Below are 19,172 nucleotides of genomic sequence, written 5' to 3' on the forward strand. Positions count from 1 at the left end.
CGGGGCCGCCGGTGATCTCGTGGACGGTCCGGTCATGAGATGCCGAGTTCGTCGCTGATGAAGCTGATGAGTTCGTCGTCGGAGGCCATCGACAGGTCCGCGCCGGCGGCCGTCCGAGGGGGCGCCCCGCCATCATGGCCGGGCGACCCCGGCGGCGCGTCCGTACCGCTCCCCGCCTCGGCGCCGGGCGCGTGCAGGAGCAGGCGCAGCCGCGCCGACGCCGCCTCCTGGTCCGCCGCCCGCACGGCGGGGCCGGACAGCAGCGCCTCCAGCTCGTCGATCTTCGCGAGCACCGCGTCCAGCGGCGACTCCGGCTCGGGCGCGAGGACGGCGTTCAGGTGGTCCGTCAGCGCCGCGGGCGTCGGGTGGTCGAAGACCAGCGTGCTCGGCAGCGCGACGCCGGTCGCCCTGGTCAGGCGGTTGCGCAGCTCGACCCCGCTGAGCGAGCTGAACCCCTGGTCACGGAAGCCGCGCTGGTCGTCCACGGTCGCCGCCGAGGCGTACCCGAGGACGGCGGCCACCTCGGCGCGGACGAGCTTGCGCACCATCTGCCGCCGCTCGCCCTCCGACGCCCCGGCGAGCCGGCCGGGCAGCGCCGGGGCGTCGCCGGAGCCCTGCTCCCGCTGTATCACCGGAGCCGTGCGGGCCGCGGGGATCTCGGAGAACAGCGGGCGGCCCGCGCCGGCGGCCGGCCAGTCCACGCGGGCCACGACCAGCCGCGTCTCGCCGTGGTCGAGCGCCTCTTCCAGCGCGGTCACGGCGAGCTCCGGGTCCATGGGCAGCAGCCCGCCGCGCCGCAGCTCCCGTACGGCCCCGGGCCCGGCGATGCCGTCGCCGTCCCAGTGCCCCCAGGCGATCGAGGTGGCGGAGAGGCCGAGGGAGCGGCGGTGGTCGGCCAGCGCGTCCAGCACCGCGTTGCCCGGCGCGTAGTTGCCCTGCCCGGCCGTGCCCATCGTGCCGGTGACCGACGAGAACAGCACGAACGCCGACAGGTCCATCTCGCGCGTGAGCTCGTGCAGGGCGAACGCGCCGCCGGCCTTGACCCGGTGCACGCCGTCCATCCGCTCCGGCGTGAGCGCGTCGAGCAGCGCGTCGTCCAGCACCGCCGAGGTGTGGAAGACCGACGCCAGCGGGAACTCCTCCGGGATCGCGGCGAGCACGGCCGCGAGCGCCTCGCGGTCGGCCACGTCGCAGGCGGCGATGGTGACCTGGGAGCCCAGCGCGGCGAGCTCGTCGCGCAGGGCGGCGGCGCCGGGCGCGTCCGGGCCGCGACGGCTGACCAGCAGCAGGTGGTCGGCGCCGCGCCGGGCCAGCCTGCGGGCCAGCCGCGCGCCGAGCGCGCCCGTGCCTCCGGTGACGAGCACCGTGTCGCGCGGCTTCCACGGCGGGCGCGCGGGCGCGTCGCCGAGGGGCGCGGGCACCAGGCGGCGGGCGTGCGTGCCGGACGCGCGGACCGCCAGCTCCGTCTCCCCGTGCGCGCCGGTGAAGGCCTCGACGGCCAGCCGGGCGACGCGGCCCTCAGGGGTGGCGGGAAGGTCGAGGACGCCGCCCCAGCGCTCGGGCTTCTCGGCCGCGACGACCCCCGCGAGTCCCCAGGCCACGGCCTGCCACGGCCCGCCCTGTTGTTCCGGCTTCGCCGGGTCGGACGGGCCGGTGGAGACGGCTCCCCGGGTCGCGAGCCAGAGCGGCGCGCGGATCCCGGCGTCGTCCAGGGCCTGGATCAGCGTCACGTCGGCGGCGGCGCCGCGCGGGACGGCCGGATGGCGCGGATGGGGACCGTCATCGAGGGATGACAGCGACAGAACCCCGGCGAGCCCGTCACCGTCGGGAGGGATCTCGGACATCCCCGCTCCGTGCCCCGCGAGACTGTCGTGGCTGGTCAGCCCGGTCAGGACGGACGCGACCGCCCGCCGGTCGGCCGACGCGGCGTCCAGGACGAGGGGCACCGCCTCGCCGCCGTGCTCGGCCAGCGCGGTCGCGAGGGCGCGACCCCACTCCGCGGCCACCTCGGAGCTGTCCGGCATCACCACGAGCCAGCGCCCCGGAGCCGGGGGAGTCGTGGCCGCGGCGAGTGGACGCCACGTGACCCGGTACCGCCACCCGTCGATCGCCGCCCGGGTGTCCCGCCCGGCCCGCCAGGTGGCGAGGGCCGGCAACACCACGCCGAGGGAGTCCCGGACGCCGGGATCGTCCGTCCCCAGCGTCCTGGCCAGCGCATCCGCGTCGCCCCGCGTGACCGCGTCCCAGAACCCGGCGCCCGCGTCGGCCTCCGCCTTCGGCCCGCTCTCGGGCGTCCGGGCGTCCAGCCAGTGCCGTCGCCGCTGGAAGGCGTAGGTGGGGAGGTCGACGGCGCGCGCGCCGGGTGACAGTGCGGGAGTCCAGTCGGCCGGGGCGGCGTGGGTGTGGACGGTGGCCACGGCGGTGAGCAGGGTGGCGGCGTCCGGCCTGTCGCGGCGCAGGACGGGGACGGCCGTGGTGTCCTCGCCGGTCAGGGACTGGTGGACCAGCGGGGTGAGGGTCGCGTCCGGCCCGATCTCCAGGTAGGTGGTGTGGCCGCCGGTCGCCCGGGTGTGCTCGTGGACGGTTTGGACGGCCTGGTGGAAGAGGACGGGATTGCGCAGGTGGCGGGCCCAGTATTCGGCCGTCGGCGCCGTGTCGAGGACGGTCCCGGTCAGGTCGGAGACGTAGGTGATGGCCGGTGGGGCGGCGCCGATGTCCGCGATGGCCGCCTGGAAGCCGTCCAGGGCCGGGTCGAGGTGGTGGGAGTGGAAGGCGTGGCTGACGGTCAGCCGCCTGGTCTTGCGTCCCTGCCCGGCGAAGTGGGCGGTGAGGGTGCCGATGGCGTCGGGGTCGCCGGAGACGACGATCGAGGCCGGGGCGTTGAGCGCGGCGATGGAGACCTGCCCGCTCAGCTCGTGCGCGCTGATCGCCTGCTCCACCTCGGTCCGGTCGGCCTGGACGGCCGCCATGGCGCCCGGCCGGGTGAGCGTGTTGAGCGCGACGGCCCGGGTGGCGATGAGGCGCGCCGCGTCGGGCAGGGTGAGGATGCCGGCCGCGTGGGCCGCCGAGATCGCGCCGATCGAGTGCCCGGTGACGATGTCCGGGTTGATCCCGAACGATCCCAGCAGGCGTGTCAGTGCGGTCTGGATGGCGAACAGTGCGGGCTGGGTGTAGAGGGTTCGGTTGACCGGTGCCGTGTCACCTGGGCCGCTCGGTGTCGCCGAGTGGAGGATCGCGTCGATCAGGGGTTCGGTGGTGTGGCCGGTGAGGTGGGTGTCGAGCTGGGCGGTGATCTCGTCCAGGGCTTCGGCGTAGGCGGGATAGGTCTCGTACAGCTCCCGGGTCATCCCCGCGTACTGGCTGCCCTGGCCGCTGAACACGAACGCGACCCGCGGCTTCTCGGCGGCCGTACCGGTGACCGTGCCGGGGGCCGTCCCACCCTGCGCGAGCGCGCGCAGCCCTTCCCGTAGCGCGTCCGGCCCGCCGACGATCACCGCCCGGTGCTCCAGCGTCGCGCGGGTCGTGGCCAGTGAGAACGCCAGGTCACCCGCGTCCAGATCCGGACGGGCGGCCAGATGGGCGGCGAGCTTCCCCGCCTGCCCGCGCAACCCCTGCTCCGACCGCGCCGAGACCACGAACGGCAGAGGCCGCGCCGACGTCTCCCCGGACGCCTCGGCCGTCGCGAGCGGGGCGGGCGGTTCCTCGATGATGACGTGGGCGTTCGTGCCGCTGATGCCGAAGGACGACAGCGCCGCCCGGCGCGGTCGTCCTGTCTCCGGCCACGGGACGGTGTCGGTGACGAGCCGTACGGTGCCGGCCGACCAGTCCACGTGCGGGCTTGGCTCGTCGATGTGCAGCGTCTTCGGCACCACCCCGTGCCGCAGCGCGTGCACCAGCTTGATCATGCCGGCCACCCCGGCCGCGGCCTGCGCGTGCCCGATGTTCGACTTGACCGACCCCAGCAGCAGCGGACGGTCGGCGGGACGGTCCCGCCCGTACGTCGCGATGATCGCCTGCGCCTCGATGGGGTCGCCCAGGGTGGTTCCCGTGCCGTGCGCCTCGACGACGTCGACATCGGCGGGCTCCAGCCCGGCAGCGGCGAGCGCGTCGCGGACGAGCCGCCGCTGCGACGGCCCGTTCGGGGCGGTGAGCCCGTTGGACGCGCCATCCTGGTTGATCGCGGTGCCCCTGATGACCGCGAGCACCGGGTGGCCGTTCCGGCGCGCGTCCGAGAGCCGCTCGACCAGCAGCAGGCCGACCCCCTCCGCCCACGCCGTGCCGTCGGCCGTAGCCGCGAACGGCTTGCACCGCCCATCGGGGGCCAGCCCGCGCTGCCGCGAGAACTCGGTGAACATGCCCGGCGTGGACATCACCGTGACCCCGCCCGCGATGGCCAGGTCGGACTCGCCGCCGCGCAGCGACTGGACCGCCAGGTGCAGCGCGACCAGCGAGGACGAGCAGGCGGTGTCCACGCTGACGGCGGGGCCCTGGAACCCGAAGGTGTAGGCCACGCGCCCGGAGACGACGCTGGTCGCGGTACCCGTCAGCGCGTACCCCTCGGCGTCCTCGCCCATCTCGTGCAGGCGCGGCCCGTACTCCTGCGGCATCGCCCCGACGAACACCCCCGTGCGGGTGCCGTGCAGCGAGCGCGGCGCGATGCCCGCCCGTTCGAGCAGTTCCCAGGACGATTCGAGCAGCAGGCGCTGCTGCGGGTCCATGACGGCCGCCTCGCGGGGGCTGATGCCGAAGAACTCCGCGTCGAACCGGTCGGCGTCGTGCAGGAAGCCGCCGCTGCGGGTGTACGACGTGCCGGGACGGGCCGAGCCGGGGTCGTACAGGGCCTCCAGGTCCCAGCCCCGGTTCGCCGGGAAGCCGGTGACGGCGTCGGCGCCGGCGTGGACCAGGTCCCACAGCTCCTCCGGGGTGTCGGCGCCGCCCGGCCAGCGTCCGCTCATCGCCACCAGCGCGATCGGCTCGTCCGCCCACGCGGTCGCGGCCGTACGGGACTCGCCGGCGTCCTCGGTACGGCCGGTCGCCTCGGCGTGCAGGTAGCGGGCGATCGCGAGCGGGGTGGGGTGGTCGAAGGTCACGGTGGCGGGGACGGCGAGGCCGGTCACGTCCGCCAGCCTGTCGCGCAGCTCGACCGCGCCGAGCGAGTCGAGGCCGAGGTCGCGGAACGACCGCTCCGCGTCCACGGCCACCGGGTCGGCGTGGCCCAGCACGGCCGCCGTCGCGGCGAGCGCCAGCTCCAGCAGGGCCGCCTCGCCCGCGGCCTCCGCCTCGCCGCCGTCCGCCGGGGACGGGACGTTCACGGCCACGACCCCGGCGGGAGCCGTGACGGGGGGCTCCGCGTCGTGGAGGCCGGCTTGTGGGTCCGTGGCGCGTACGCTCTCGTCACGAGGGCTCGCGACCGCCCCGGCGGCTGCCGTTCCCAGCCAGTACGGCCGCCGCTGGAAGGCGTACGTCGGCAGCGGGACGCGCCGCGCGTCCCGGGGGAGGGCCCGCGTCCAATCCACCGGCACGCCGTGGACGTGCAGCCGGGCCGCCGAGCGCAGGAAGCGCCCGAGGCCGCCCTGGTCGCGGCGCAGGGTCTCGGTGACCACGGCGGCACGCCCGGCACCGGCGTCGTCGAGGATCTGCCGCAGGCCCACCACCAGGATGGGATGCGGGCCGCTCTCGACGAACACGTCGTGCCCGTCGGCGAGCGCGGCGCGGACGGCCCGGTCGAACTCGACGGGCCTGCGCAGGTTGCGGTACCAGTAGCCGACGTCGAGGTCGGCGGCGTCCAGGAGACCGCCGGTCACGGTCGAGTAGAACGCGACATCGGTCTGATGCGTCACATAGCCGGGCAGGACCTCCAGCAGCCGGTCCCGGACCGCCTCGACGTGCGGCGAATGCGAGGCGTAGTCGATGTTCACGCGGCGCACGGGGACGTCCTCGGCCTCGTACAGCGCGGTCAGCTCCTCCAGCGCGTCGCCGTCCCCGGACACGACCGTCGCCGAGGGGCCGTTGACCGCGCCGATGCCCAGCCTGCCCTCCCAGCGGGACAGCCGGTCGCGCACCCGGTCGACGGGCAGCGGCAGCGACACCATGCCGCCGCCCCGGCCGGAGATCGCGGCGATGGCCTGGCTGCGCAGGACGACCAGCGCGGCGGCGTCCTCCAGGGACAGCGCGCCGGCGACGTGCGCGGCGGCGATCTCGCCCTGCGAGTGCCCGATGACGGCGCCGGGCCGGACGCCTGACGACTCCCACAGGCGGGCGAGCGCGACCATGACGGCGAACAGGGCCGGCTGCACCACCTCGACGTCGTCCAGCGACGCCGCGCCCGGGCGGTTCCACAGCACATCGGCGGGCGCCCAGTCCACGTGCGGCTCCAGGCTCTCGGCGACCGCGCGCAGGTGCTCGGCGTAGACAGGGGACCGATGGGCCAGCTCGCGGCCCATGCCGACCCACTGCCCGCCCTGGCCCGGGAAGACGAACACCGCCCGCCCGCCCTCACGCGCCACCGCATCGGCCCGCCCGCCCGCGCCCGTTCGCCCGGACGTTCCCGTCCGTCCGGTCGCTCGGCCGGTCGTGCTCGCCGTCTCGGGGATCCTGCCCTGGACGGTGGCCGGGGTGGGGTTCCCGTCGGCGAGCGCGCGCAGCGCGGCGGCCAGCGCCTCGCGGTCCGCCTCCACGAGCACGGCGCGCTGCTCGAACGCGGTGCGCGTCGTGCTCAGGGAGAAGGCCAGGTCGGGCAGGGGGGCTCCGGCGGCGACGGTCTCCGCCAGCCGCGCGGCCTGCTCGCGCAGCGCGCCGACGTCCCGTCCGGACACCACGAACGGCAGCGGCCCGCCGTCCGCCTCCTCAGACGCACCTCGGCCCGCCTCCCCGGCCGCATCGCCCACCGCGTTCCCGGACGCGCCGTTCACCGCCTCGGCGAGGGGGCGCGCGAAGGCCGCCTCGGGGGCCTCGGTGAGGACGACGTGGCAGTTGGTGCCGCCCATGCCGAACGAGCTCACGCCCGCCACCAGCGGCGCGTCCGGCCTGGGCCAGGGGAGCGCGGTGGCGGCCACACGCAGGTTGAGCGCGTCGAAGTCGATGGCCGGGTTCGGCGTCTCGAAGCCGAGGCTGGCGGGGATCTCCCGGTGACGGAGGCTGAGCACGGCCTTGAGCAGCCCGGCGATGCCCGCCGCGCCCTCCAGGTGCCCGACGTTCGTCTTCACCGACCCGACGATCAGCGGCCGGTCGGCCGGACGGGCGGCGCCCAGGGCCGCACCGAGCGCCCGCGCCTCGATCGGGTCGCCGACCTTCGTGCCGGTGCCGTGAGCCTCGACGTACTGGACGGCGCCCGGCTCGATCCCGGCCCGGCGCAGCGCGAGGCGGACCACCTCCTCCTGGGCGCGCGGGTTCGGCACGGTCAGCCCGTCGGTGGCGCCGTCGTTGTTGACCGCGCCGCCGCGGATCACCGCGTGCACGGTGTCGCCGTCCCCCAGCGCCCGCGCCAGCGGCTTGAGCAGGACGAGCCCCGCGCCCTCCCCGCGCACGTAGCCGTTGGCGCGGGCGTCGAAGGCGTACGAGCGGGCGTCGGGGGAGAGCCCGCCGAAGCGTTCCGCGGTGACGGTGCTCTCGTGCACCAGGTTGAGCTGGACGCCGCCCGCGATGGCGATCTCGGACTCGCCCCGGCGCACGCTCTCGCAGGCCAGGTGCACGGCGACCAGCGCGGACGACTGGGCGGTGTCCACGGTGAGGCTCGGCCCGCGCAGCCCGAGGGCGTAGGAGACCCGGTTGGCGAGGATTCCGTGGTTCAGCCCGGTGAGGGTGTGCCGGCCGATCGCGTCCTCGCCGCCCCGGTGGACCAGCGCCGCGTAGTCGGAGGCGATGGCGCCGACGAAGACCCCGGCCGCGACCCCGTCCAGGGAGCCGGGCAGGATGCCCGCGTCCTCCAGCACCTCCCAGCTCAGCTCCAGGACGAGCCGCTGCTGCGGGTCCATCGCGGCGGCCTCGCGCGGCGAGACGCCGAAGAAGCCGGCGTCGAAGCCGTCCACCTGGTCGAGGTGGCCGGCGCGGCGCCCGGCGATCCCGGGCTCGGGGCGCAGCCTGGCCGGTGAGGGCTCGCCGATCGCGTGCTCGCCGGACCGCAGGAGCCTCCACAGCGCCTCCGGGTCGCCGGCCCCGGGCAGCCGGCAGGCCAGCCCGATCACCGCCACCGCTTCGCCGTCCGCGCCGCCCTGTCCGAAGCCGTCCGTGCCGCCCGGCTTCGCGCCGTTCGCGCCGCCCGGCTTCAGGTCGTCCGTGCCGCCCGTGCTGGAGCCGCCCGTGCTGGAGCCGCCCGTGCTGGAGCCGCCCGTGCTGGAGTCGTTCGTGCTGGAGTCGTTCGCGCCGCCCGGTCTGAAACCGTTCGCCGTCGCCTCGCTCGACATTTCCTGTATCCGCCTCGCGTCGTCAGCCATCACAGTTCTCGAAACTCTTCGCCGGCCGTCCGGGCATCGTCGGATATCCGCGGCACGCGGACGCCGGCGCCAGGCCGGTTCGCGCGGCTCCGCGCCGGGTCCGCGCGGAATCCGGCGGGGGCGGTCACCGGCGTTCGCCGATTACGGCGGGAAGGTGGAAGGGTTCGCCTATTACGCGCGCGGCGGCCGGTCACGCGTCGTGCGCGTATTATCACCGCGGCATGCGCGGCTCGCCGCGACCATGGCGGCCGTCCGGGGCCGCTTTTTCGGCGTGCGATTACCGCTGGAATTCTCTGGTGTTCCCGCCCCTTTTCGCGAGCACCTGCCCGCGGCCGTCCCACCATGGCGGATCAGGCGCGTCACGGCGGGTGCGGGCTTTCCTCGGAGGCTCGGAGCGGCGGCGATCCGGGCCGGGCGGACGTGAGACGGCGCCTGCGGAAGCATGGCGACGCTCTTTACCGGACGTTCTCACTTCCCACGTCCGGACGGCATCGGGCCGCGATTCGACACGATGTGGAGGTGACCCGATGATAGTCGACGTGACGTCGCCTGGTCGTCAGTGCTGACCTGTTCACCCGACTGACGGTCGCACGCATTTCCGGATGACGTCAAGTGCGTTCCACCCCTGTTCGCGCATTCGATCGGTCATATGAATTCCTTCACCCCATTCATCAGAAAACCCTATTGGACGTTTTCGTGGGCGGCGTCTAGCGTGCTGACAGATTCACCGTGGCGGGCCTGGCCGGCGCGGTGAACGAGCCGGGACGCGACGCGGCGTGACGGCGTCCTGAACATGTCCCGCCCGCGTGCGCGGCGGTGAAACGCGTGAGGAGCCCCTATGACCGTCACCGCCGCACCGGCTGAGCGGCTCGGCAGCCACCCCGCCGCTCCGGAGACGAGACTCGCCCGCCTGCTGGACCCCGACTCGGTCGTCTTCCTCCACCCCGTGGACGGCGCGGGAGTGCTCGCGGCGGCCGGGACCATCGGCGGCCGGCAGGTGGTCGCGTTCTGCACCGACGCCACCGTGATGGGAGGCGCCCTCGGCCTGGACGGCGCGCTGCGCATCGTCGAGGCGGTGGACGAGGCGATGCGCCGCCGCTGCCCGATCATCGGCCTGTGGCACTCGGGCGGCGCGCGGCTCGCCGACGGCGTGGAGTCCATGCACGGCTGCGGGCTGGTGTTCGCCGCGTTCACCCGCGCGTCGGGCTGGGTGCCGCAGATCTCGGTCATCCTCGGTCCTGCGGCGGGCGCCGCCGCGTACGGCCCCGCGCTGACCGATGTGATCATCATGGCCGAGTCGGCGCGCGTCTTCGTGACCGGCCCTGACGTGGTGCGCAGCGTGACCGGCGAGGACATCGACATGGAGGGGCTGGGCGGCACGGACGCGCACGGCCGCCGCTCCGGGGTCGCCCACGTGATCGCCACGACCGAGGACGACGCCTACCGGCGCGCCCGGCTGATCACGGGTTTCTTCGCCGATCCGGGGCGGCTCGACCTCGCGGGCGTGGACGACGGCCGCGACCCGGGCGCGCTGCTCCCCGAGTCGCCGCGCCGCGCGTACGACGTCCACCCGATCGTGCGCGCGGTGCTCGACCCGGGCGAGGACGGGTCGCCGGGGTTCGAGGAGTTCCAGGCGCGCTGGGCGCCGAACATCGTCGTCGGGTTGGGGCGGCTCGCGGGGCGCGCGGTCGGGGTCGTGGCCAGCAACCCGCTGCGCAAGGGAGGCTGCCTGGACTCCCTGTCCGCCGAGAAGGCCGCGCGGTTCGTCCGCATGTGCGATGCCCTGGGCGTTCCGCTGGTCGTGCTGGTGGACGTCCCCGGCTACCTGCCGGGCGTGGCCCAGGAGTGGGGCGGGGTCGTCCGGCGCGGCGCCAAGCTGCTGCACGCGTTCGCGGAGGCGACCGTGCCGCGGGTGACCGTCGTGATGCGCAAGTCGTACGGCGGCGCCTACATCGCGATGAACTCCCGCTCCCTCGGCGCCACCGCCGTCTACGCCTGGCCCGCGGCCGAGATCGCGGTGATGGGGGCGGAGGCCGCGGTCGGCGTCCTGCACCGCAAGCGGCTCGCCGCGACCCCGGAGGCGGAGCGCGCGGAGCTGCGGGCCGAGCTGGTCGCGGAGCACGAGCGGGTGGCGGGCGGCGTCCGCCGGGCCCTGGCCCTGGACGTGGTGGACGAGGTCATCGAGCCGCGCGCCACGCGTCGCCGCGTCGCCGAGGCCCTGGCCGCGGCCCCGGCCCGCACGGGCCGCCACGGCAACATCCCCCTCTAAGCCCGCCTCCAGCCGTACTCGACGACTTCCGCGACTCCCGGTCGTACTCACGAACCTCCGCGCCTCCGGCGGCATCTAACGGGCTGACCGATTTCCGTGGTGAGGAAGTGAGTCGATGTCGCCGACGTCCGCACTGCTGCCCGAAGATCCGTCGCGTCTAGGCGAGTTCTGGCTGAGCGGCCGCCTGGGCGCGGGCGGTCAGGGCGTCGTGTACGAGGCCTACGACGGCGAGGGGACGCGGGTCGCGGTCAAGGTGCTGCACGGGGACGCGGCGGCCGACCCGGACCTGCGCGCCCGGTTCGGCAGGGAGGCCACCGCCGTCCGCAGGGTCGCCTCGTTCTGCACGGCCCAGGTGCTCGCCGTCGACCTGGAGGCCCCCAAGCCGTACATCGTCAGCGAGTACGTCGCGGGGCCGAGCCTGCGCCAGGCGGTCGCCGACGGCCGCCGGTTCCGCGGCGACGAGCTGCACCGCCTGGCCACGGCCGTGGCGACGGCGCTGGCGGCGATCCACGACGCCGGCGTCATCCACCGCGACCTCAAGCCCGACAACGTGCTCCTCGGCCCCGACGGCCCCCGGGTGATCGACTTCGGCGTGGCCCGGACGCTGGAGATGTCCCTGACCGCGAGCGGCCTGGTCACCGGCACTCCCACGTACATGGCGCCCGAGGTCTTCATGGGTCAGCGGGCGGCGGCCCCTGCCGACGTCTTCTCCTGGGGCGCCGTCGTCCTGTACGCCGCGAGCGGGGACGATCCGTTCCACGCCGAGAGCCTTGGCGCGGTCATGCACCGGGTGCTGGCCACCGATCCCGACCTGGACGTCCTGCCCGCCTCCCTGCGCCCGCTGGTGGAGGCCGCGCTCAGCAAGGAGCCGGAGGAGCGGCCCACCGCCCGGCAACTTCTCCTCGGACTCATCTCCCAGCCCGGCGACGCCCCGGCCGACCTGCTGCGGGCCGGCAGCGCCGAGGCGGGCCTGCTCGGCGTGGACGGCCCGGCGGACCCAGGCCTCGGCACCCTCGCGGAGGAGGTGTACGGCTTCCTCGACCCGTCCGAGCGCAACCTCGTGCCCGACGTCTTCCTGCGCATGGTCGGCGTGGGCGAGAGCGGCGACCTCGCGCTCCGGACGCTTCCCCGCGAGGAGCTGTTCGGGGGCAGGACACCCGGCGAGACGGCCGCGCTGCGGCGCGTCCTCACCGTCTTCTCCTACGTGGTCGCCGAGCGGGGCGAGGAGTTCGCGCTGGCCCGGCCCGCCCTGCTGCGCGCCTGGCCCCGGCTGCGGGCCTGGGTGGACGACGAGCGCGACGGCCTCGCCGTCCACTCGATGATCCGGCAGGCGGCGCGGCAGTGGGAGGGCCACGGGCGGCGGGACGGCGACGTCCTGCAGGGCGGCCGCCTGGAGACCGCGCGGCGCTGGGCCGCCACCGGACGCCGCCACCTGCGGCTCAGCCCGCTGGAAGGCGACTTCCTCGACGCCTGCGAGGCGGCCACGCGCCGGCGCGGACGCCGCCGCCTCCTGCTCACGATCACCCTCGCCGCTCTTCTCGTCGTGTCTCTCGTGGCCGTCGCGACGGTGGTGCGGCAGAGCGGCGTCGTCGCCGAGCAGCGCGACCAGGCGCTCGCCGGGCAGGAGGCCTCCGAGTCCGACCGCACGCGGACCTCCGACCCGGTCCGCGCCATGCTGCTCGGCGTCGCGTCCTGGCGGCTGTCCGGGACGGCGCAGACGCGGGCCGCGCTGCAGAACTCCTGGGCCCAGCGCGAGCGCGCCGTCTTCACCGACCCCTGGACGGGCGGCGAGTCCGTCCGGCGGATCACCGCAGACGGGCGCCGGCTCGTCAGCGTGTCCCCGCAGGGCGTCCGTGTCTACGACCTCCGGAGCGGGAAGCGGACCGGCGGATGGGACGGGCTCGGCATCGGCGACGACCGGTTCCGGGGGGCGGACGTCAGCCCGAGCGGACGGTATCTCGCGGTCGCGGCCGGCGACACCGTCAGCGTGTGGGACATGACCAACGGCAAGCCGACCGGTGCCCGCCATCGCCTGGATGAGCCGGAGATCTTCAACTTCGTCACCTTCGCGGAGGGCGACCGGTACGTCGAGGTGTACGAGGGGCAGGGCGGCACGATCTGGGATACCCGGACGAACGCCACATTCGCTCCCCGAGGCGCCCTGACCCACGCGTCCTTCAACCCGGAGAACACGCTGGCCGCGGTGATGACCATGGAGCACGGCTTCGAGCTCCTCCGCCTGCCGGGCGGCACGCCCGTGGCCCGCTGGCATGACGCCGACACCTGCGAGGGCGCCCCGCAGGGCATCGCGTTCAGCCCTGACGGACGGACCATCGCCTGCGTGAGCAGGGACGTCACCTCGCTCGTCGACGTCCGCACGCGCCGCACCCTGTGGAACGCCGACGGCGACGGCGACGGTGGGATCTGGTTCAGCCCCGACGGACGGTACCTCGCCGTCGGCGGCGACAGGATGCGGCTCCTCCGTGCCGAGGACGGCGTCACCGTGCTCACCTTCCAGGCGAGCCCCGACGGGGTCGCCTTCGACGGCACGGCGCTGCGCTACCTGGCCGACGACACGGTCGTGACCCTCGACATCTCCGACATCCGCGCCCCCGCGCGGCTCTCCGGCGCTCGGCCCGACGTCGCGCTGCTGAGCCCCGACGGCCGGCTCCTGGTGACTCACCGGTCCGGCGCCCGGAACCTGGTGCTGATGGACGCGGCGCAGCGCCGTCCGCTCGGCGCCGGCATCCCCCTGGCCGAGCCGGACGGCGTGGAGCGGGACTACCTCGCGTTCAGCGGCGACGGGCGGGTTCTCGCCTTCGCCGACGGCCGCCGCGCCAACGTCGTACGCGTCTGGGACACCGCGCGGCACGTGGAGACCGGCAGCGTCACCCTTCCCGGGGACTGGTACGCGTACGGCCTGGCGATGAACGGCGACGGCAGCGTCCTGGTCGTGTCCGCGACGACGCCCGACGCAGGACCGGCGCGCGGGCATCCCCAGCGGCTGTTCGCCTGGGACGTACGGCGGCGTCTTTGGATCAAGACCTTCGACCCGGGCGCGGAGATGAAGGTCGTCTTCCGGCCGGCGAGCGACTCGGTCGTCCCGGTCGGCTCGCCCTCCGGTCGGCTCATCGACGTGCCCACCGGCCAGGCGTCCGGGCCGGCGTTCGGGTCCGGCGGGGTCGACAGGTACGCGGTCGCGCGGGCCTTCAGCCCCGACGGCCGGATCCTCGCGACCGCGGACGAATCCGGCCGCCTGGCCTTCTGGGACGTCGCCACCGGCCGCAGGCGCGGTCCCGTCTTCCGGGTCGCGACCTCCGGCACCGCCATCTCGGCCCTGCTTTTCTCTCCCCGGGGCGACGTCGCCGCGTCCGTCCTGAGCGACGGGACCGTCCAGCTCTGGGACGTCGCGACGCCCGCCCCGCTCGGGTCGGCGATCCCCGGCGGAAGCGCCCGCCTCCTCACCGCGGCCTTCGCCTCCGGCGGGCAGTGGCTGCGGCTCCTCGACGCGACCGGCGTCGTCCGGGACCTCGCGATCGACCCCGAGACCCAGGCCGCCACCATCTGCACCCGCGCCACCCGCCCCCTCACCGAGCCGGAGTGGCGCAGATCCTTCCCCGACGTCCCCTACCGCGACATCTGCGACGGTTGACGCCGGGGACCACGTTCCCCGAGGCCGGCACCAAGGGCTCAGGGGCGTGCCGGGCCGGTGGGGGAGGGCTGGGCGGTCGTGTCGTACATGCCCGCCCAGGACTCGTGGGCGGCCTTGCGGAGGAGTTCCTCGTCGTTCTGGGTGATATGCCGCATGGCCACCCGCAGCAGCGGCGGCGCCATCAGCGACGTGATCAGCGCGACCAGGATGACGACGGTGTAGGTCGCGGTGGTGAGCACGCCGAGCCGCAGGCCGGTCATGGCGACGATGACCTCGACCACCCCGCGCGCGTTCATCCCCGCGCCGAGGGCCACCGCCTCCCACTTGCCGAGCCGGCTCAGACGGGCGCCGAGGTAGGCCCCGGCGAACTTGCCGAGGATCGCGATGGCAAGGACGGCCAGACCGGTCAGGGCGACGGCCGGCTGGAGCAGCGCGGTGAGGTCCATCCGCAGGCCCGCCGTCGCGATGAAGATAGGGGCGAGCACCGACAGCACCACCGTGCGCAGCGGCGCGAGGTGCTTCTGGGTCGCCGTGCCGGTCATGCCGATCAGCGTGCCGACCACCAGCGCGCCGAAGATCGGCTCCATGCCGAGCGCGTGCGTCGTGACCGCGCCGAGCAGGACCAGCACGACCGCCGTGGCGATCGCGGGGCCGGATTCGCGCGACCCGGCCGTCAGGCTCATCACACGCCGCACCAGCGGGCGTCCCGCGACGACGGCGAAGGCGAGGAAGCCCACCAGGTACGCGACCGAGAGCGAGACGCCCAGCAGGGTCACGCCGACGGTGGCGGCGGCGGAGACCACCGAGAGCAGGAACCAGCCGACCGCGTCGTCCACGGTGCCGGCGGCGAGCGTGAGCTGGCCGACGTCGCGGTGGAGCAGCCGCATGTCCGACAGGGTCTTGGCGATGACCGGGATGGCCGACACGCACATCGCCACGCCGAGGAACATCGCGAAGACCGTGCGGTCGGTGCCGCCGGGGATGAGCGAGGCGGGCAGCGTGCTGCCGAGCGCGATGCCCAGGGCGAGGGGGATCAGCAGGCCGGTGAGGCTGACCCGAAGGGCGCTGGCGCTGCGCCGGCGCAGCATGGCCACGTCCAGATGGGTCCCGGTCACGCCGACCAGGAGCAGGACGCCGATCTGCCCGACGGCGTCGAGCAGGTGCGCCTGCTCCGGGGCGGCGGGGAACAGCCAGGACGAGAATCCGGGGGCGAAATGGCCGAGCAGCGAAGGCCCGAGGATCACGCCGGTGAGAAGCTCGCCGACAATGGCGGGCATCTTCAGGCGTTCGGCGAGACGGCCCAGGCATAACGCGAGCAGTAAGAGGGATGCGACCTGGACCAGGAAGATCAGGAGCTGGTGACCGCCGAGTGGCGTCGCCGGTGCGGCGAGGATGTTCACATTCATGTGCGACCTCTCCTAGGCGCCAATGCGGATCCACGGTAAGTAGGCCGTCCGCACGGCATCAAGGATTCAGCGATCTGCCGCCGTATTACATGAAGTGCGCTGGCGAAAACCTCGCGCGGGCGTCTTTCAGTGAACCACGTGTAAGCACGATCCCGCCTTTTGGGCCGGTACCGAGAGATACTCGAGAGAACAGGGTTCGGATATCAGACGCTACGCAATTACGCATGGGTCGCCCGGCGGTTGGAGTTCGCGCGCCGACGAGACAATCTCAGCTTCCGCCCACCACGCGGAGGAATGAGTAGTAAATCGACTACTTGGCGTTATGGCGCCTTGGTGTCGCCCGGGCCGCCGAGCGCGGAAACCGCGAGGTGCCAGGGGAAGGCGTCCAGCTCGTCCTCGCCCGAGCCGGGCGCGTGCGGCCCGGCGTCTCCCGTGACGACGCGGACCCCCTCGGCCGTCAGTTCCTCGACACTGCGCCGGTACGGCGCCCGCCCGGCCAGCGCGGCGTTCACGAACGGCAGCACCACGACGGGAATGCCCAGGCCCGGGGCCTCCGCCAGCAGGCCGAGGGCATAGGTGTCGGCGATGCCCCGGGCGAACTTGTTCACCGTGTTGTACGTGGCCGGGGCGACGATGATGGCGTCGGGCCGGGGCGGCTTGGGCTCGTCCGGCTTGCGGTAGCGGCTGCGCACGGGCCGCCCGGTCTGCTCCTCCAGCGCGGGCACGTCGACGAAGTCCAGCGCGGACGGAGTGGCGACGATCTGCACCTCCCACCCGGCGTCCTGCGCCAGGTCCACCAACCTGCCCACGCCCCGCGCCGCGCCGGCCGCGCAGACGACGACGTACAAGACCCGGCTCACGAGCTCTCCCACCGATTCGACGACCCCGTACACACATCCACGATGATCGCGTTCCGTGCCTTTCCGTGGCGATTCTGGCACGGCGGCGATTCGCTCATCGGCCCTGCCACAGCTGCACGACCCCATCCTTGAAGCCGATGGCCAGCGTCCGCCCCTCCGGGCCGAACGCCAGCGCCATGACCTCCCCCGGCTCGGCCCCGTCCTCCGAGTATCACGAGCCCTGGCACCCGGCGGGCAGCGAGTCCGCAGGGTCCTCGGCCCAGCGCAGCTCGCACTTCGCCGTCACGACCGGGTACCGGTCGCGCAGTGCCGTACCGGTCTCCAGCGAGTGGGCGAGCGCCTCCAGCAGGGCCAGGTACGACGGCCAGCCCATCGGACCGTCGTAGCGAAGCCTCTCGTCCCAGGCGGCCTCGCCGACCCGCCCGGTCCGGGGCTCGACGAACAGCTCCCGGCCGTCGCTCGTGTCGCCGATCGCCAGCAGGCTGCCGTGCCATTTCCCGTGCTCGGCGTCGGCCGCCTCGGGATCCCCTTCCAGGATGAGCGTCTCGCAGTTGCTCTCGTTGACGTAGTCGATGTCGGACAGCCCGAGCAGGCCGTAGGAGAGGGGGAGCTGGAACCCGTCACCCAGGTTCCCCTCGGCTCCGTCATGGCGGAGGTAGGAGGCGTAAAGATCGTCCGGCAGCCTGCGCGCGTGGCTCTGCTCCCACATCGCCAGATGCTCCGGCTTCGCGGGAAAACTCAACCTGCCCAGCGTCGCCGAGGCATGCGCCCCCAGCCACCGCTCGATCGTGTCCCAGGCCCGCCCGACCCGAGCCGCGACCATCGGATCCGGCGTCCGGGCACCGGGGGCGGGAGCCGGTTCGAACGTAGAGATCATTTCCGGAGGGGCCTCTTCGAGCAACACCGACCCTTGGCTGGGATCGTCCCACGTCATCGGCTCGCATCCCACGGCCATCGCCTCCTCGGGCGTGAACGCCTGCGCGCGTATCTCGGCCTCGGTCGCGGGATCGTCGCACTTCACGGACGCCGAGCCGCTGACGGAGTCGACGACGCAGTCGATCACCTCGACTTCGCCCGAACTCGCCACGGCCCCACCTAGGACCAACAGCACGGCCAGAGCCACCCGTACAGGGCGAAGGGACCGAATCATGATCACTTACTGCACTCTAGCGATCACCGCCCACACCCACACGGCCAACCGGAAGACCGGCACCCGCCCCCGATCTCGCCCGCCGTCCCAAACTTGACCCGGCACCGGCTAAAGTGAACATCTTCCTGTCGCTCACATGGACGCCAACTTATGAGAGACTCCAGGCTTGCGGGGCGGTAGCTCAGCCGGTCAGAGCAGCGGACTCATAATCCGTCGGTCGTGGGTTCAAGTCCCACCCGCCCTACCACGTTTGATCAGGGAAACCCTGCCTGAGCAGCGGTTCCTCAATGGATCATGGTTACTGGGCATGCAGCCATAAGTACTACAGCCTGATTTCGTGATGTTGGAGCCAGCGTTTCCAGAGACCTCTGTCCTTGGCCGTGCATGGCCGTGCCATACGTCTCCGGATGCGTTCACAGGATCGTGACCCAGCTCCGGCGGGATGGGACGATCCGCTTGGTGCCCTCTGCAAGGTGCTTAAGGCGCCGTTCGTCGCAGCCTTCCCCCGAGTCGGTGAACCGCCTGCCGCTCTGTGGCAGGGCCAAGCCGAAGCGAGAGCATCCAGGGCCGCCCTGGCGTACTTCGCGTCCTCCAGCGCGCTCAACGACAGGGTGCGTTCCACCTCACGGCATGCGCATACCGCGGTATGATTGATCTATGGCCGACACGACACGCATTACGGTGACACTGCAGAACGACCAGGTCACCGAGCTCAGGAAGCTCACGGACAACATCTCGGGTTATGTCGCCGAGGCGGTGGCACGCCAACTGCGGCACCAACTCCTGGCCGCCGACTTGCTGCGTCATCAGGAGGAGCATGGGGAGTTCACCGACGAGGAACTGGCCGAGGCCCGCGCCGGTATCTTCGGGACGGCGGGTTCCGGCGGTTCGGCGAGTGCGGCGTGATCGAGCATGTCGAAACCGTCGTCCTCGACTCCCAAGGGCTCTCCGCCTGGATCGCGCAGGACCGCAAGATCCTCGCCATGTTCCAAGTGTTTCATTCCATGGGTGCCGATTTCGTCATCGGCGCCAACACCATTGTGGAAGTCAGCCACACACGAGTGGACATGCCGCGGCTGCAGTGGGTCCTCTCCCGCGTGAAGGTCGAACCATTGACCGAGAGCGCAGCGAAGAGGTCCGCTGAACTGCTCAAGGCCACAGGCCTGCACGGCCACAAGTACGCGATCGACGCGACGATCGCCGAGATGGCATTGCGCCAACCGGGCCCAGTGGCCATGCTGACCTCCGATGTGGACGACATGGTCCGTTTGTGCGGCAACCGCGTCCGACTCATCGGCATCTGAACGCGTAACAGTCGCCACCGGCCAGGGTTTGTGCGGATCTGGCGTCATCGAACCTTGCTGTGCGACAAAATGTAGCGGTATCCACCATTTGATCCATCA

8 protein-coding genes and 1 tRNA gene are annotated in these 19,172 nt (G+C 73.4%); 5 read left to right on the top strand and 4 right to left on the bottom strand.

Annotated features, from left to right (window positions below):
* Nucleotides 1-32: 32 nt before the first annotated feature.
* On the bottom strand, nt 33-8,402 hold the full coding sequence (locus AB0H21_RS33780; protein WP_358525014.1) for a type I polyketide synthase: 8,370 nt from the start codon (nt 8,400-8,402) through the stop codon (nt 33-35).
* A gap of 868 nt (nt 8,403-9,270) precedes the next feature.
* Here AB0H21_RS33780 and AB0H21_RS33785 point away from each other — a divergent pair.
* Complete coding sequence (locus AB0H21_RS33785; RefSeq protein ID WP_358525016.1) at nt 9,271-10,701, top strand: carboxyl transferase domain-containing protein; 1,431 nt, start codon at nt 9,271-9,273, stop codon at nt 10,699-10,701.
* 115 nt (nt 10,702-10,816) lie between these two features.
* The gene (locus AB0H21_RS33790) at nt 10,817-14,353 is read left to right on the top strand and encodes a WD40 repeat domain-containing serine/threonine protein kinase (RefSeq protein ID WP_358525018.1); all 3,537 of its coding nucleotides are present in this window, start codon (nt 10,817-10,819) and stop codon (nt 14,351-14,353) included.
* Nucleotides 14,354-14,391: 38 nt separating this feature from the next.
* On the opposite strand, the gene AB0H21_RS33795 is transcribed toward AB0H21_RS33790, so the two are convergent.
* The 3 genes from AB0H21_RS33795 to AB0H21_RS33805 all read right to left on the bottom strand — a co-directional run bounded on the left by AB0H21_RS33795 (nt 14,392) and on the right by AB0H21_RS33805 (nt 17,706).
* Nucleotides 14,392-15,759 (bottom strand): cation:proton antiporter, encoded by a 1,368-nt coding sequence (locus AB0H21_RS33795; protein ID WP_358525020.1) that lies wholly within the window; start codon nt 15,757-15,759, stop codon nt 14,392-14,394.
* A 320-nt stretch (nt 15,760-16,079) separates the two neighbouring features.
* Entirely contained in the window at nt 16,080-16,619 is a 540-nt protein-coding gene (locus tag AB0H21_RS33800; protein WP_358525023.1) for a flavoprotein, read from the bottom strand.
* Nucleotides 16,620-16,830: 211 nt separating this feature from the next.
* Nucleotides 16,831-17,706 carry an SMI1/KNR4 family protein gene (locus tag AB0H21_RS33805; RefSeq protein ID WP_358525026.1) on the bottom strand — a complete coding sequence of 292 codons (876 nt, stop codon included), beginning with the start codon at nt 17,704-17,706 and terminating at the stop codon, nt 16,831-16,833.
* A 233-nt stretch (nt 17,707-17,939) separates the two neighbouring features.
* Here AB0H21_RS33805 and AB0H21_RS33810 point away from each other — a divergent pair.
* The 3 genes from AB0H21_RS33810 to AB0H21_RS33820 all read left to right on the top strand — a co-directional run bounded on the left by AB0H21_RS33810 (nt 17,940) and on the right by AB0H21_RS33820 (nt 19,073).
* Nucleotides 17,940-18,016: transfer RNA gene (locus AB0H21_RS33810), tRNA-Ile, on the top strand.
* Between the two features lie 410 nt (nt 18,017-18,426).
* On the top strand, nt 18,427-18,675 hold the full coding sequence (locus AB0H21_RS33815; RefSeq protein WP_358525028.1) for a type II toxin-antitoxin system CcdA family antitoxin: 249 nt from the start codon (nt 18,427-18,429) through the stop codon (nt 18,673-18,675).
* Nucleotides 18,672-19,073: a DNA-binding protein gene (locus AB0H21_RS33820; protein WP_358525031.1), complete on the top strand. Its 402-nt coding sequence runs from the start codon at nt 18,672-18,674 to the stop codon at nt 19,071-19,073. The genes AB0H21_RS33815 and AB0H21_RS33820 overlap by 4 nt, the downstream gene beginning before the upstream one ends.
* The last annotated feature ends 99 nt before the right edge of the window (nt 19,074-19,172 follow it).

Source organism: Sphaerisporangium sp. NPDC051011 (genome assembly GCF_040653595.1).
Classification (GTDB): domain Bacteria; phylum Actinomycetota; class Actinomycetes; order Streptosporangiales; family Streptosporangiaceae; genus Sphaerisporangium.